The 12361-nt window shown below is 67.1% G+C and carries 11 protein-coding genes; 5 read left to right on the top strand and 6 right to left on the bottom strand.

Features of this window, described 5'->3' with window-relative positions:
• Window positions 1-163 precede the first annotated feature (163 nt).
• Genes DZC73_RS12245 through DZC73_RS12235 form a run of 3 tightly spaced genes read left to right on the top strand, consistent with a single transcriptional unit; the run spans window position 164 to window position 3622 of the window.
• The gene (locus tag DZC73_RS12245) at window positions 164-2239 is read left to right on the top strand and encodes a primosomal protein N' (protein ID WP_124540538.1); all 2076 of its coding nucleotides are present in this window, start codon (window positions 164-166) and stop codon (window positions 2237-2239) included.
• Window positions 2240-2242: 3 nt separating this feature from the next.
• On the top strand, window positions 2243-3097 hold the full coding sequence (locus DZC73_RS12240; protein ID WP_124540537.1) for a DUF2071 domain-containing protein: 855 nt from the start codon (window positions 2243-2245) through the stop codon (window positions 3095-3097).
• A gap of 42 nt (window positions 3098-3139) precedes the next feature.
• Window positions 3140-3622, top strand: coding sequence for an SRPBCC family protein (locus tag DZC73_RS12235; RefSeq protein ID WP_124540536.1), 483 nt, complete (start codon window positions 3140-3142; stop codon window positions 3620-3622).
• 68 nt (window positions 3623-3690) lie between these two features.
• On the opposite strand, the gene DZC73_RS12230 is transcribed toward DZC73_RS12235, so the two are convergent.
• The 5 genes from DZC73_RS12230 to DZC73_RS12210 all read right to left on the bottom strand — a co-directional run bounded on the left by DZC73_RS12230 (window position 3691) and on the right by DZC73_RS12210 (window position 7433).
• A complete protein-coding gene (locus DZC73_RS12230; RefSeq protein WP_124540535.1) occupies window positions 3691-4842 on the bottom strand; it encodes an NAD(P)/FAD-dependent oxidoreductase in 1152 nt (383 codons plus the stop codon).
• On the bottom strand, window positions 4842-5006 hold the full coding sequence (locus DZC73_RS12225; protein ID WP_124540534.1) for a rubredoxin: 165 nt from the start codon (window positions 5004-5006) through the stop codon (window positions 4842-4844). The genes DZC73_RS12230 and DZC73_RS12225 overlap by 1 nt, the downstream gene beginning before the upstream one ends.
• Window positions 5007-5042: 36 nt before the next feature.
• Entirely contained in the window at window positions 5043-5528 is a 486-nt protein-coding gene (locus DZC73_RS12220) for a rubrerythrin family protein (RefSeq protein ID WP_124540533.1), read from the bottom strand.
• Between the two features lie 102 nt (window positions 5529-5630).
• Complete coding sequence (locus DZC73_RS12215; RefSeq protein WP_124540532.1) at window positions 5631-6611, bottom strand: AEC family transporter; 981 nt, start codon at window positions 6609-6611, stop codon at window positions 5631-5633.
• Window positions 6612-6671: 60 nt separating this feature from the next.
• On the bottom strand, window positions 6672-7433 hold the full coding sequence (locus tag DZC73_RS12210; protein ID WP_124540531.1) for an SDR family NAD(P)-dependent oxidoreductase: 762 nt from the start codon (window positions 7431-7433) through the stop codon (window positions 6672-6674).
• Window positions 7434-7535: 102 nt separating this feature from the next.
• On the opposite strand from DZC73_RS12210, the gene DZC73_RS12205 reads away from it, so the two are divergent.
• Window positions 7536-8459 carry a LysR family transcriptional regulator gene (locus tag DZC73_RS12205; RefSeq protein WP_235835105.1) on the top strand — a complete coding sequence of 308 codons (924 nt, stop codon included), beginning with the start codon at window positions 7536-7538 and terminating at the stop codon, window positions 8457-8459.
• Between the two features lie 24 nt (window positions 8460-8483).
• On the opposite strand, the gene DZC73_RS12200 is transcribed toward DZC73_RS12205, so the two are convergent.
• On the bottom strand, window positions 8484-10061 hold the full coding sequence (locus DZC73_RS12200) for a methyl-accepting chemotaxis protein (protein WP_124540530.1): 1578 nt from the start codon (window positions 10059-10061) through the stop codon (window positions 8484-8486).
• Window positions 10062-10296: 235 nt separating this feature from the next.
• On the opposite strand from DZC73_RS12200, the gene DZC73_RS12195 reads away from it, so the two are divergent.
• Window positions 10297-12357: an ATP-dependent helicase gene (locus tag DZC73_RS12195; protein WP_124540529.1), complete on the top strand. Its 2061-nt coding sequence runs from the start codon at window positions 10297-10299 to the stop codon at window positions 12355-12357.
• Window positions 12358-12361: the final 4 nt, after the last annotated feature.

Below are 12361 nucleotides of genomic sequence, written 5' to 3'. Positions count from 1 at the left end.
CCGTGAATCAAGCATTTAGCGCCGCTGTTGCCAGCTTGCCCACAAAGTTATCCACAGTTGCCGTGGACAGAATCGAAAGACAAGCCGAATCAACGACTTAGGACGGATCCTTCATGAGGCTTGTAGCTTTTGCCGGCAACCCTGAACCGTGGATCGGTCCGCGGTGACGGTGCGCATCCGGGTCGCGGTCGAAACCCCCCAGCACACCGGCCTGGGGGCACCACTGTCCTATGAAAGTGAGCGTGAGCTTGCGCCTGGAACGTTGGTGCATGTGCCTCTGGGGCGCCGTGAGGTCACCGGTGTCGTGTGGCCGGGCGAACCGGAAGACGCGGCGGACGTGGTGCTCAAGCCGGTGTCGCGCGTGCTGTCCGCGCTGCCGCCGCTGCCACGCGCCTGGTGCGAGCTTGTCGAATTTACAGCCGCGTACTACCAGCGCGGCGTGGGCGAGGTGGCCTTGTCGGTACTGCCGCCCGAATTGCGCAAGCTGGACGACGAACAGGTCGCCAACCGCATCGCCAAGCTGCACAGGAAGTGGCCCCAGCCGGACCCGCAGGCAGCCCGGCCGCAGACGCCGCCGCTCAGCCCCGAGCAGTCCGCGGCACTGGACCGACTGGCCCAGCTGAATAGCGATTCGGCCCCCACCGCGCTGCTGCACGGCGTGACCGGCAGCGGCAAGACCGAGGTCTACCTGCGTGCCGCCGAGCAGGCGCTGGCGGCCGGCAAGCAGGCGCTGGTGCTGGTGCCGGAGATCAACCTCACGCCGCAGCTCGAAGCGCGATTTGCCGAACGCTTCGTTGGCCGCAGCATCGTCTCGCTGCACAGCGGCCTGACGCCGGCCCAGCGTCTGCGCAACTGGCTGGCGGCGCACCTGGGGCTGGCGGACCTGGTGCTGGGCACGCGGCTGGCGGTGTTCGCCTCCATGCCGCGGCTCGGGCTGATCGTGGTCGACGAGGAGCACGACCCTTCGTACAAGCAGCAGGAAGGCGCCCGCTACTCGGCACGCGACCTCGCGGTGTACCGCGGCAAGCGCGAGGGTGCGCCGGTGCTGCTGGGCTCGGCCACGCCGTCGCTGGAGACCTGGCACCGCGCCAACGAAGGCCGCTACGTGCGGCTGTCGCTGTCCTCGCGCATCGGCGGCGGCGCGCTGCCTCGGGTGCGGCTGGTGGACATGAACCTGCTGCCCAAGACCCGCGGCGTGACCACCGCGATGGCGCCGCCGCTGGTGGCCGCCATCCAGGAGCGCATCGCGCGCGGCGAGCAGAGCCTCGTGTTCCTCAACCGCCGAGGCTACGCGCCCGTGCTGCATTGCGGCGACTGTGCCTGGAAGAGCGGCTGCCCGCATTGCAGTGCCTGGCGCGTCTTCCACAAGCTCGACCGCACGCTGCGCTGCCACCATTGCGGCTTCACCGAGCGCGTGCCGCGCGCCTGCCCGGAGTGCGGCAACCTGGACATCGCGCCCATTGGCCGCGGCACCGAGCGGTTGGAGGAGCAGCTCGCCGGCATGCTGCAGACGCCCGATGGCAGTGCGGCACGCATCGCACGCATCGATGCGGATTCGACACGGCTCAAGGGCACGCTGGAGGCGCAGCTGGGTGCCGTGCACGCGGGCGATGTCGACGTGCTCGTCGGTACGCAGATGGTGACCAAGGGCCACGACTTCCGGCGCATCACGCTGGTGGCCGCGGTGAACCCCGACAGCTCCCTGTTCAGCAGCGATTTCCGTGCGCCCGAGCGGCTGTTCGCATTGCTGATGCAGGCAGCGGGCCGCGCCGGCCGCGATGCCGCGCAGGCCGAGCGCAGCGAGATGTGGGTGCAGACCTGGTACCCGACGCATCCGCTGTACGCCGCATTGCGCCGCCACGACTTCGAGGCCTTCGCGCAAAGCCAGGCCAAGGAGCGCGAGATGGCCGGCCTGCCGCCCTATGCGCACCTGGCCATGCTGCGCGCCGACGCCAAGACGGTGGAGGCCGCACGAGGCTTCCTGCAGGCCGCGGCCGAAGTCGCCAGCGAGCTTCCCGGCGCCGACGCGGTGATGGTCTACCCGCCCGTGCCCTTGCACGTTGCGCGCGTGGCCGATGTCGAACGCATGCAGATGCTGGTGGAGTCGTCCTCGCGAGTCGCACTGCAGCGCTTCCTGTCGCTGTGGATGCCCACCCTGCATGAGCTGCGCCTGCAGCGCAAGGCGCCCGAGCAGCGTGTGCTGCGCTGGGCGGTGGATGTGGACCCGCTGTCAATCTGACCCATGAATTCCAACCGATACGTCCACCCGCGCCCTGGCTTGGTCGGCCGGCTGCTGGGCGCCATCGCCAACTCGCGGCTGTTGCTGGGGGCCAGGCGCCGGTTGATGTCGGTGCTGCCATTCCTCAAGTTGCAAAGCGACGTGCGCGATGTGGTCTACCTCACCTGGCTCGTGAAGGCCGATGCGGTGAAGCACCTCGTGCCACCCGGCGTGACGCTGTGGCAGCGCGACGGGCTCACGCCCTTCACCATCCTCACCTACGCCCACGGCCATTTCGGCCCGGCCGGCATCGGTGCGCTGCGCTCGGTGTTCCCCTCGCCGCTGCAAAGCAACTGGCGGCTGTACCTGGAGCCGCTGCCACAGAACCGGCCGGGGCAGCGGGTGGTGCTGTTCATCAAGAACATCATGAGCAGCACGCTGTATGCCATCGGCACGCGCTTGTTCAGTGATGCATTGCCCACGCACCTGCCGCTGCGCTTCTCCCATGCGCGGCATGGCGATCTGCAGGTGACCCACATCGCCGGTGGCCAGGGCAGTGCGCCCGACCTGCGCTGCACGCTGGAGTCCACGGCCACGAAGGAACTGCCCGGGGCGTTCAAGACGATGTTCGCCAGCTGGGACAACGCCATCGATTTCCTGTGCCTGCAGGACGCCGCAGTCGCCGCCGTGGACGGCCTGGACCGGCTCGCCTTCGCGGAGATCGACTTGCCCATCGAGACGCAAACTGTCCGGCCGTTGGTGCTCGTCGCCGACAGCCTGGCCTGCCCCTTCGTGGAAGCCTTGGGCGTCTCGCCGCCGCCGCTGTGCTTCGCAGTAGACAAGGTCCCCTTCAAGGTGATTTCAGAGCGCTTGCTCTGAAACGCGTCCACAATCTGCGGTCCCGTCCCAGGGAGAGACTCCATGCCACCGCTGGCTGCAACCGCCCCAGGCGTCACGCGCATGACCCGGCATGTGAACGCGCCGCGCCACCGGGTGTACCAGGCACTGATCGATCCCCACGCCGTCGCGGCCTGGATGGTGCCCGACGGCATGAGCAGCCAGGTCCACGAGTTCGATGCGCGTGAAGGTGGGCACTTCCGCATCTCGCTGACCTACCACGGCGATGGGCGCGGCAAGACGGACGATCGCACCGACACCTACCACGGCCACTTCGTGCGCCTCGTGCCCGATCGCCAGGTCGTGCAGATGATGGCTTTCGAGACCGATGACCCGGCGATGCAAGGCGAGATGACCGTGAAGTTCACGCTGGCCGACGCGGCCGGCGGTACCGATGTGGTGGGCGAGCATTTGAACGTGCCGCCGGGCATTTCGCTTGCCGACAACGACACGGGCTGGCGCATGGCGCTGGACAAGCTGGCGCGGCTGGTGGAAGGCCGGGCATGAATCCAGTGAGCCAGTGGTTCATCACCACGCTTGCCACCGGATGAACTTCGGCCGCGAGTCCTTCTGGGTTAGACCAACCAGCCTGCGATCTTGGTCGCCAGGGCCTGCCGCTGCGTGGTGGCCGTCCCCATCACAGCAAACCCCAGCAAGGTGCCGTCGGCCGCACTGAACAGCGACACGCAAGCCTCCTCGGTGACCTCGCTGACCCATTCGCCGGTGGCGTTCATCGGCGGCGGGCACACCGCGGTCGGACAGGCGGGTGTCTTCACGACCACGGGCATCGCCGGGTAGGACACGGGGGTGGGTGTTCCCGCCAGGCTCGCGCCGAGGGCGCGCCCTTGCTGCATCAGCGGCATCACGAAGGGCAGGGTGTGGCCTTCGACTTCGGCGCAGTCCCCCACGGCGTAGACGTGGGGCGACGAGGTCTCCAGCAGCCGATCCACCACCACGCCGCGGTTCACCGCCAGGCCGGCATCGAGTGCCAACTGCGTGCGCGGCTTCAAGCCGATGGCGGAAAGCACGAGGTCGGCATCGACGGTCTGTCCGTTGGCCAGCGTGACGCGGACGCCGGCGCCTTGCCGGTCCACACGCGTTGCGGCCGTGCCGAAGTGGAACTGCACGCCCAGCGCTTCGAAGCTGGATTGCAGCCGAGCCGAGGCCTGCGGCGGCAGGAGCCGCGGCAATGCGCGCTCGGCGAGATCGATCACCACTGGCCGGATCTCGCGCGCCAGCAGGTCGTTGGCGAACTCGCAGCCGATCAGCCCGGCGCCGAGGATGGCCACCGTCTTCGCGCCTTCGAGCCGTTCGGCGAACACGGCGTAGTCGTCCAGGTCGTTGACCGATAACACCTCGCCCGCCGCATCGCCGTCCAGCGGCAGCCGGATGGGATCGGCTCCCACCGCCAGTACGAGGTCGCGGTATTCGATGACCTCGCCGCTGTCGAGCACCACATGCCGTGCGGCCGTGTCGATGCGCAGCACGCGGGTGCGCGCCTTGACCGTGGCATTCAGCTCCGCGGCCATCTTGTCGGCCGGCTTCATCACCAGCGCCGCGGCGGTCTTCTTGCTGGCCAGCGCGTTGGACAGCATGGGCTTGGAATAGAAGCCCGCGCCGTCGCGGCTGACCACCACGAGCGGCGTGTCCTTGTCGAGCTTGCGGAACTCGCGCGCGACGGTGTAGCCCGCGAGTCCGCTGCCCAGGATGACGACAGGCAGTGGCATCAGATCTCGACCATCTCGAAGTCGGACTTGGCCACGCCGCAGTCCGGGCATTCCCAGTCCGCGGGGATGTCATCCCAGCGGGTGCCGGGGGCGATGCCTTCGTCGGGAAGGCCGGCAGCTTCGTCATAGATGAAACCGCACACGATGCATTGGAAAGTCTTCATGGTTCGGATTGGATCAAAAAAAGTGGCAGGCGCGGTTCAGGCGGCGATCTTGTCGAGGGTGTTCTGGTAGTGCTTCGCGTGGCGCTCTTCCACCTTGGCCAGCGCGGCGAAGCGCTTGGCGGCCTTCTCGAGCACGGCCTTGAACATCTGCGCGTGTTCCTTGGATTCGGCGATCTGCTCGTCGATCTCCTTCACCGCCGCGTCGTTGCCTTCAGCCACCGCGGCATTGCGAAAGCTCGGGTACATCTCGGTGTACTCGTAGGTCTCGCCCTCGATGGCGAACTGCAGCGCCTTGGCCGGCGTCATGTTGGCCTTGGGGAACAGCAGGTCGGCGTGGCCGAAGGCATGCAGGATCTCCTGCTCGGCCGTGTCCTCGAACACCTTGGCCGTGGCTTCGTCGCCCATCTCGCGGCACAGCTTGGCGAAGTAGCGGTACTTGATGTGCGCCATCGACTCGCCGGCGAAGGCCGATTCGAGGTTCTTGATGGTGACCGACTCGGGGTTGTGGAAGGGGCTGCTCATGGGTTTCTCCGTTGCAATTCACTGCGATGGAGAGAATTCTGCGGATGCCTGTTTGATGTGTAAATTCAATCAAACAAATGATATCGATAGATTTTAATGCGCCTATCGGAAGGCCCAGGCCAGCAGCGAGAAGCTCACGAACGCCAGCGTCGTGCTGGCCATGATGATGCGGGCGATGCGTCCGTTGTCCGCCCCGTAGCGCTCGGCCAGCAGCGAGACGTTGCTGGCGCTGGGCAGGGCGGCGGCCAGCACCAGCATGGCCAGGCCGAAGGGCGGGACCGGCAGCCCCGCCTTGCGCGCCAGCATGCCCAGGCTCCACACCAGCAGCGGGTGGATGAGCAGCTTGATGAGCGCCACCGGCAGGTAGTTGATGACCGGCGTGCGGGTGTGTGCATGCTGCCCGGCGCGCCACAGCACGGCGCCGATGGTGAACAGCGCCACGGGCGTCGCGGCATCGGCCAACATCTTGATGATCTGCGCAACGGGCCCAGGCAGTTGCAGCCCCGTGGCCGCGAACACCGCGCCCAGCGCGATGGCCCAGGGCAGGGGATTCGTCATGGCGCCCCGCATCGAGCGCAGGGCTCCCGCGATGGGATGCGCCGGCGCCGTGCCGCCCACGGCCAGGTGCGACTGCGCGATGGCCAGGCACAGCGTGCTGGTGAAGATGAGGTCGATCAGCACCGTGCCGATGACCGGGCCGGCGGCGCGGTCGCCGAACAGGGCCGCCAGCAGCGGCACGCCCATGAAGCCGCTGTTGGGAAACGCGGCCACCAGCGCACCGAAGGCGGCGTTCTTCAGGTCCACGCCGTGGCCGTCGTCGTGGCGACGCCAGGTGGCGGCCACGGTGACGAAGACCATCATCAGCGCGCTGAGTGCGTAGATGCCGATCAGCGTGGGATCGATGAGCTGCGCAAACGGCATGCTGGACCCGAAGCGGAACAGCATGCACGGCAGCGCGAAGAAGAGCACGAAGATGTTGAGCCCGGGGATCGCCATCTCCGGTAGCACGCCCCGCCAGGCAGCGAGGTAGCCGCAAAGCACAAGCGCAAAAAACGGAATGGTGACGGCGAGGATCGCTTCCATGCAGACCGAAGTATCGCCGCCACCCTTCCCCATCGCGCCTTGGTCGTGCGCTGATCGGGCTTACAGGAACATGCCGCCCGAGGCCTCGATGCGCTGTGCCGTGATCCAGCCGTTGGCCGGCGACAGCAGCGAGGCGACCACGCCGCCGATGTCATCGGGCAGGCCCACGCGGCCCAGGGCCGTCTGCGACGCGAGGAAGGCGTTGAGCTGCGCGTTGTCGCGCACGGCGCCGCCGCTGAAGTCGGTCTCGATGGCGCCCGGTGCCAGCGTGTTCACCGCGATGCCGCGCGCGCCCAGCTCGCGGGCGAGGTAGCGCGTCATCACCTCGATGCCGCCCTTCATCGTCGCGTAGACCGCGTAGCCCGGGATGGAAAAGCGCGTGAGACCGCTGGACACGTTGAGGATGCGCCCGCCGTCGGCGATGAGCGGCAGCAGCGCCTGCGTGAGGAAGAACGGACCCTTCAGGTGCACGTTCATCATCTCGTCGAACTGCTGCGGCGTGGTCTGCGCGAAGCCGGCATGGGCCCCCACGCCGGCGTTGTTCACCAGGTGGTTGAACTGCTCGCGCTTCCACACCTGGGCCAGCGTGTCGCGCACCGATTGCGCAAAGGCGGCGAAGCTGCCGCTGTCGCTCACGTCCAGCTGCAGGGCCGCGGCGCGTCGGCCGAGCCTGTCGATCTGCCCGACCACGGCCTGCGCTTCGGCCGCGTTGCCGCGGTAGGTGAGGATGACGTCGCTGCCGCCTTCGGCCAGGCGGATCGCGGCATTGCGGCCCAGGCCGCGGCTGCCGCCGGTGATGAGTGCGATGGGGGTGGTGGTCATGGTGCGCTCCGTGAAATGAGTTGCGATGGAGGGCACTTTATTGATCGGTCGATTGCAGATAAATTGCCTGAAAGCGATTTGTTTGTTCGGATTGGAAGAACAATGAACGACACCATTCCTCTGCAGCGGTTGGACGCTTTGCACATCTTCGTGCGCGTGGCCGAACTCAGCAGCTTCACCCAGGCCGCCGACCAGATGAGTCTGCCCAAGGCCAGCGTTTCCACCGCAGTGGCCACGCTCGAGGCGCTGCTGGGCACGCGGCTGCTCCACCGCACCACGCGCCGCGTGCAGATGACGCAGGACGGCCAGGCCTTCTACGAGCGATGCAAGGACCTGCTGGCCGACATGGAGGAACTGCAGTCCATGTTCCAGCAGGGCGAGCAGACGCTGCGGGGCCGATTGCGCGTGGACATGTCCACCGGCATGGCGCGCGACATGGTGATCCCGCGGCTGGACGAGTTCCTGCGCGCGCACCCGCGCATCGAGCTGGAACTGAGCAGTACCGATCGCCGGGTCGACCTCGTGCGCGAGGGCTTCGATTGCGTGGTGCGCGTGGGCGCGCTGGGCGATTCGGGCCTCATCGCGAGGCCGCTGGGCGTGTTCCGCCAGATCAACATCGCCAGTCCCGCCTACCTGCGCGAGCACGGCACGCCGCGTTCGCTGGAAGACCTGTCCAGGCACCGCCTCGTGCACTACGTGAGCACGCTGGGCGCGAAGTCCGGCGGCTTCGAGGTGGCCGACACCGGCGGCCTGCGCCGCATCGCGATGGCCGGCGCACTGACCGTCAACAACGCGGAGTCCTACCAGTCGGCCTGCCTGGCAGGGCTGGGCATCATCCAGGCGCCCGCAGTGGGCGTGAGGCCGCTCGTCAAACAGGGTCTGCTCAAGGAAGTGCTGCCCAGGCATCGAGCGCCCGACCTGCCCGTGAACATCGTCTACGCCAACCGCCGCCACCTGCCGCAACGTGTGCAGGTTTTCATGGGCTGGATCGCGCGGCTCGTGGCGGAGGAAATCAGCAGGGCCTGAGAGGCTTGAACTCCGGTGCGAGGCTCACGCAGCAACCGGAGCCAACGCGCCGGGCTCCTTCGACAACTTGAAGACCCCCACGACCTGGACCAGGCCGGCCACCTGGTGGTTGAGAGACTGCGACGCTGCCGCCGCCTCCTCGACCAGCGAGGCGTTCTGTTGCGTCACGCCATCCATCTGGTTGATGGCCTGGTTGATCTGGCTGATGCCGCTGGTCTGTTCTTCGCTGGCGTGGCTGATCTCTCCGATGATGTCGGTCACGCGCTTGAAGCTCTGAACCACTTCCTGCATCGTCGCGCCCGCCTCGTTCACCAGCTTGCTGCCGACCTCGACCTTGTCCACCGAGTCGCCGATCAGGGTCTTGATTTCCTTGGCAGCTTGCGCGGAGCGCTGGGCCAGGTTTCGCACCTCGGAGGCCACCACCGCGAAGCCGCGGCCCTGCTCGCCGGCACGGGCGGCTTCCACTGCGGCATTCAAGGCAAGGATGTTGGTCTGGAACGCGATGCCGTCGATCACGCTGGTGATCTCCGCGATCCGGCGGGCAGAGTCGTTGATGGAGCCCATGGTGTCGACGACCTGCGAGACGACCGCGCCACCCTTGACCGCCACCTGCGAGGCGGATGCGGCGAGCTGGCTCGCCTGCCGCGCGTTGTCGGCGTTCTGCCGGACGGTACCCGTCAGTTCCTCCATGGACGACGCCGTCTCCTGCAGGGAACTCGCCTGCTGTTCCGTGCGTGAAGACAAGTCCATGTTGCCCGCGGCGATCTGGCTCGATGCCGTGGCGATCTGGTCGGTGCCGTCGCGCACCTGGCTGACGATCCTGGCCAGGCTGGCATTCATGTCCTTCAAGGCCTGCATGAGCTGGCCCGTCTCGTCCTGTGACGTGATGTCGATGCGCGCCGTGAGGTCGCCATCGGCGACGCGGCGCGCCATCACCAGTGCATGGCCCATGGGACGGGTGATGCTGCGCGTGGCGTACCAGGCGGCGAACATGCCCAGCGCGAGCGCCCCGGCCGCCAGGGCCAGCATCATCGTGCGGCCGAAACCGAACTCGGCGGTCAGGTTGCGCGACTCCTCGTCCATCTTGCCCTTTTGCAGCTGCGTCATGTCGTTGAGCAGCTTCACATAGGCGCGCTCGGTGTCCTGTACCCGAGTGTTGAGCAATTGCTGCGCACTCGCCCGGTCGCCACTGGCGATCACGGCGAGCAGCTCCGTCTGTGCGGCCAGGTCCTGCTTGCGCGCCGCCATGATCGCGTCGAAGATCTCCCGTGCCCGAGGCACGTTGATGATCTTGTCGAAGGTGTCCAGCAATTCCCTGTTCGTCGCACGCAAGGCGCCCATGGCATCGGTGTGTCTCTTGATGCCTTCCGGGTCGCTGTCAATGAGCGCGCCGCGCATGTGCTGGTGAATGAGCGCGACGTTGTACTTGACCTCGGTGGCCAGAGCGATCTTTCGGTAGCGGTCGTTGAGGATGTTGTCGACCCGCTGTTCCGCCAGGCCCATGCGGCTCAGGGACATGGCGACGATGCCGGCCATCAGCCCGATCACCAGGCCGAAGCCCAACCACAGGCGCACGCCGATTTTCAGATTCGAGACTCGCATGGACCGCTCCTTGTTGCAGCGCAAAAGGTCCGGGGAAGCCAGCGGACCCGTGCTTGCGTTATCGGCAGGCCACGCTGGCTGATGAGTACAATTTTTTGTAGTCACCGTCCCTGTTTGAGGGGCAGAACCCGGCCAGGCCGTGTCCGTGTGAAGGAAGTCCTGGCCGGCGGGGTGCTCCGGTTCGGCGCTTGGCTATGATGGCGCGCCCTGCCGCAGTACCTGCCGTCCCTTTTCCGTGTCCTCTGCGCCCCCTTCCCTCAATCCCGCCCAGCTTGAAGCCGTCCACTACCTGGGCGGCCCCTGCCTCGTCCTCGCCGGCGCGGGCTCGGGCAAGACGCGCGTCATCACGCACAAGATCGCGCGGCTCCTGCAGGCCGGGTATGAGCCTGCGCAGATCGCGGCCATCACCTTCACGAACAAGGCCGCGGCGGAAATGCGTGAGCGGGCCAAGCAGCTCGTGGGCCCCAAGGCGGCCAAGCACCTGGCCATCAGCACGTTTCACTCGCTGGGCGTGCGCTTCCTGCGCAGTGAAGGCGCGCGGCTGGGGCTGAAGGAGCAGTTCAGCATCCTCGACAGCGACGACGTGCTGGGCATCCTCAAGGACGCGGGCGGCTCCAGCGACAACGCACTGGCGCGAAGCTGGCAATGGACCATCAGCCTGTGGAAGAACCAGGGCCTGAACAGCGACGGCGCCGAAGCCGCGGCGTGCAACGACAACGAGCGCGTCGCGGCCCGCGTGATGAAGCGCTACGAGGAACGCCTGTCGGCCTACCAGGCGGTCGACTTCGACGACCTCATCGGCCTGCCGCACCAGTTGCTGCTGCGCGACGAAGAGTGCCGCACCAAGTGGCAGAACACGCTGCGCTACGTGCTGGTCGACGAATACCAGGACACCAACGCCATCCAGTACGAGCTGCTGAAGTCGCTGGTGGGCGACCGCGCCATGTTCACCGCGGTGGGCGACGATGACCAGAGCATCTACGGCTGGCGCGGCGCGACCATCGAGAACCTGCGCCGGCTGCCCGAGGAATATCCGCAGCTCAAGGTGATTCCGCTGGAGCAGAACTACCGCTCCACCGGCTCCATCCTGCGCGCGGCCAACTGCGTCATCGCCAACAACCCCAAGCTGTTCGAGAAGAAGCTGTGGAGCGACTTCGGCGACGGCGAGCCGGTGCGCGTCATCGAGTGCGACGGCGAGGAGCACGAGGCCGAGCGGGCGGTGGCGCGCATCCAGTCGCTGCGCGCGCAGGGCGGCGACGTGCAGTTCAAGGACTTCGCCATCCTCTACCGCGCCAACCACCAGGCGCGCGTGTTCGAGAAGGCCTTGCGCAAGGCCGAGATGCCCTACAAGGTCTCGGGCGGCCAGAGCTTCTTCGACCGCGCCGAGATCAAGGACCTGTGCGGCTGGCTGCGCCTGCTGGTGAACAACGACGACGACCCCGCGTTCCTGCGCGCCGTGACCACGCCCAAGCGCGGCATCGGCCACCAGACGCTGGGCAACCTGGGCGAGTTCGCCGGCAAGTGGAAGGTGAGCCTGTACGAGGCACTCTTCGCCGAGAGCCTGGGCACGGCCATCAGCGCGCGCGCCATCGGGTCGCTGCACGAGTTCGGTCGCTACGTGAACGACCTCGAATACCGTGCGCGCAACACCACCGGCTCCGAAGACGCCAAGGCCCTGCTCATGGGTTGGCTCAAGGACATCGACTACGAGAAGCACCTCTACGAAGGCGAGGACAGCGAGAAGCTCGCCGCATCGCGCTGGAGCAACGTGCTGGACTTCGTCGACTGGATCGCCAAGCGATGCGGCGGCGAGATCGAGAACGACGGCGGCCTCACGGTGGAGACCGAGAAGAAGAGCGTGCTCGAAGTCGCGCAGACCATCTCGGTCATCATCAGCCTGGCCGAACGCGGTGACGATCAGAACGTGATCACCCTGTCCACGCTGCATGCCTCCAAGGGCCTGGAGTGGCCGCATGTGGTGCTGGCCGGCGTGAACGAGGGCCTGCTGCCCTTCAAGAGCGACGATGAGGAGATGACGCCTCAGCGCCTGGAGGAGGAGCGTCGCCTCATGTACGTGGGCATCACCCGTGCACGCCAGACGCTGGCGGTGAACACGCTGCGCCGCCGCAAGAAGGGCCGCGACACGGTGCAGGCCATTCCCAGCCGCTTCATCAAGGAGATGAAGCTGCACGAGGTGACGGTCAAGGAAGACCCGCGCGAGAAGCTGAAGGCGCTGCGCGAGGCGGCAGCCAAGCGGGCGGCGGATTCGGCAGCGCAGGCCGATACCCAGCGGTGAGCGA

This window comes from Rhizobacter terrae, from assembly GCF_003852895.1.
Taxonomy (GTDB): Bacteria; Pseudomonadota; Gammaproteobacteria; order Burkholderiales; family Burkholderiaceae_C; genus Albitalea; species Albitalea terrae.
This window is presented reverse-complemented; position numbering and strand designations above follow the sequence as displayed.

Excerpts from the sequence above, each read along its gene's own strand:
- DZC73_RS12240 (WP_124540537.1), top strand. The coding sequence starts at position 2,243 with ATGAATTCCAACCGATACGTCCACCCGCGCCCTGGCTTGGTCGGCCGG.
- DZC73_RS12235 (WP_124540536.1), top strand. The coding sequence starts at position 3,140 with ATGCCACCGCTGGCTGCAACCGCCCCAGGCGTCACGCGCATGACCCGG.
- DZC73_RS12230 (WP_124540535.1), bottom strand. The coding sequence starts at position 4,842 with ATGCCACTGCCTGTCGTCATCCTGGGCAGCGGACTCGCGGGCTACACC.
- DZC73_RS12225 (WP_124540534.1), bottom strand. The coding sequence starts at position 5,006 with ATGAAGACTTTCCAATGCATCGTGTGCGGTTTCATCTATGACGAAGCT.
- DZC73_RS12220 (WP_124540533.1), bottom strand. The coding sequence starts at position 5,528 with ATGAGCAGCCCCTTCCACAACCCCGAGTCGGTCACCATCAAGAACCTC.
- DZC73_RS12215 (WP_124540532.1), bottom strand. The coding sequence starts at position 6,611 with ATGGAAGCGATCCTCGCCGTCACCATTCCGTTTTTTGCGCTTGTGCTT.
- DZC73_RS12210 (WP_124540531.1), bottom strand. The coding sequence starts at position 7,433 with ATGACCACCACCCCCATCGCACTCATCACCGGCGGCAGCCGCGGCCTG.
- DZC73_RS12205 (WP_235835105.1), top strand. The coding sequence starts at position 7,536 with ATGAACGACACCATTCCTCTGCAGCGGTTGGACGCTTTGCACATCTTC.
- DZC73_RS12200 (WP_124540530.1), bottom strand. The coding sequence starts at position 10,061 with ATGCGAGTCTCGAATCTGAAAATCGGCGTGCGCCTGTGGTTGGGCTTC.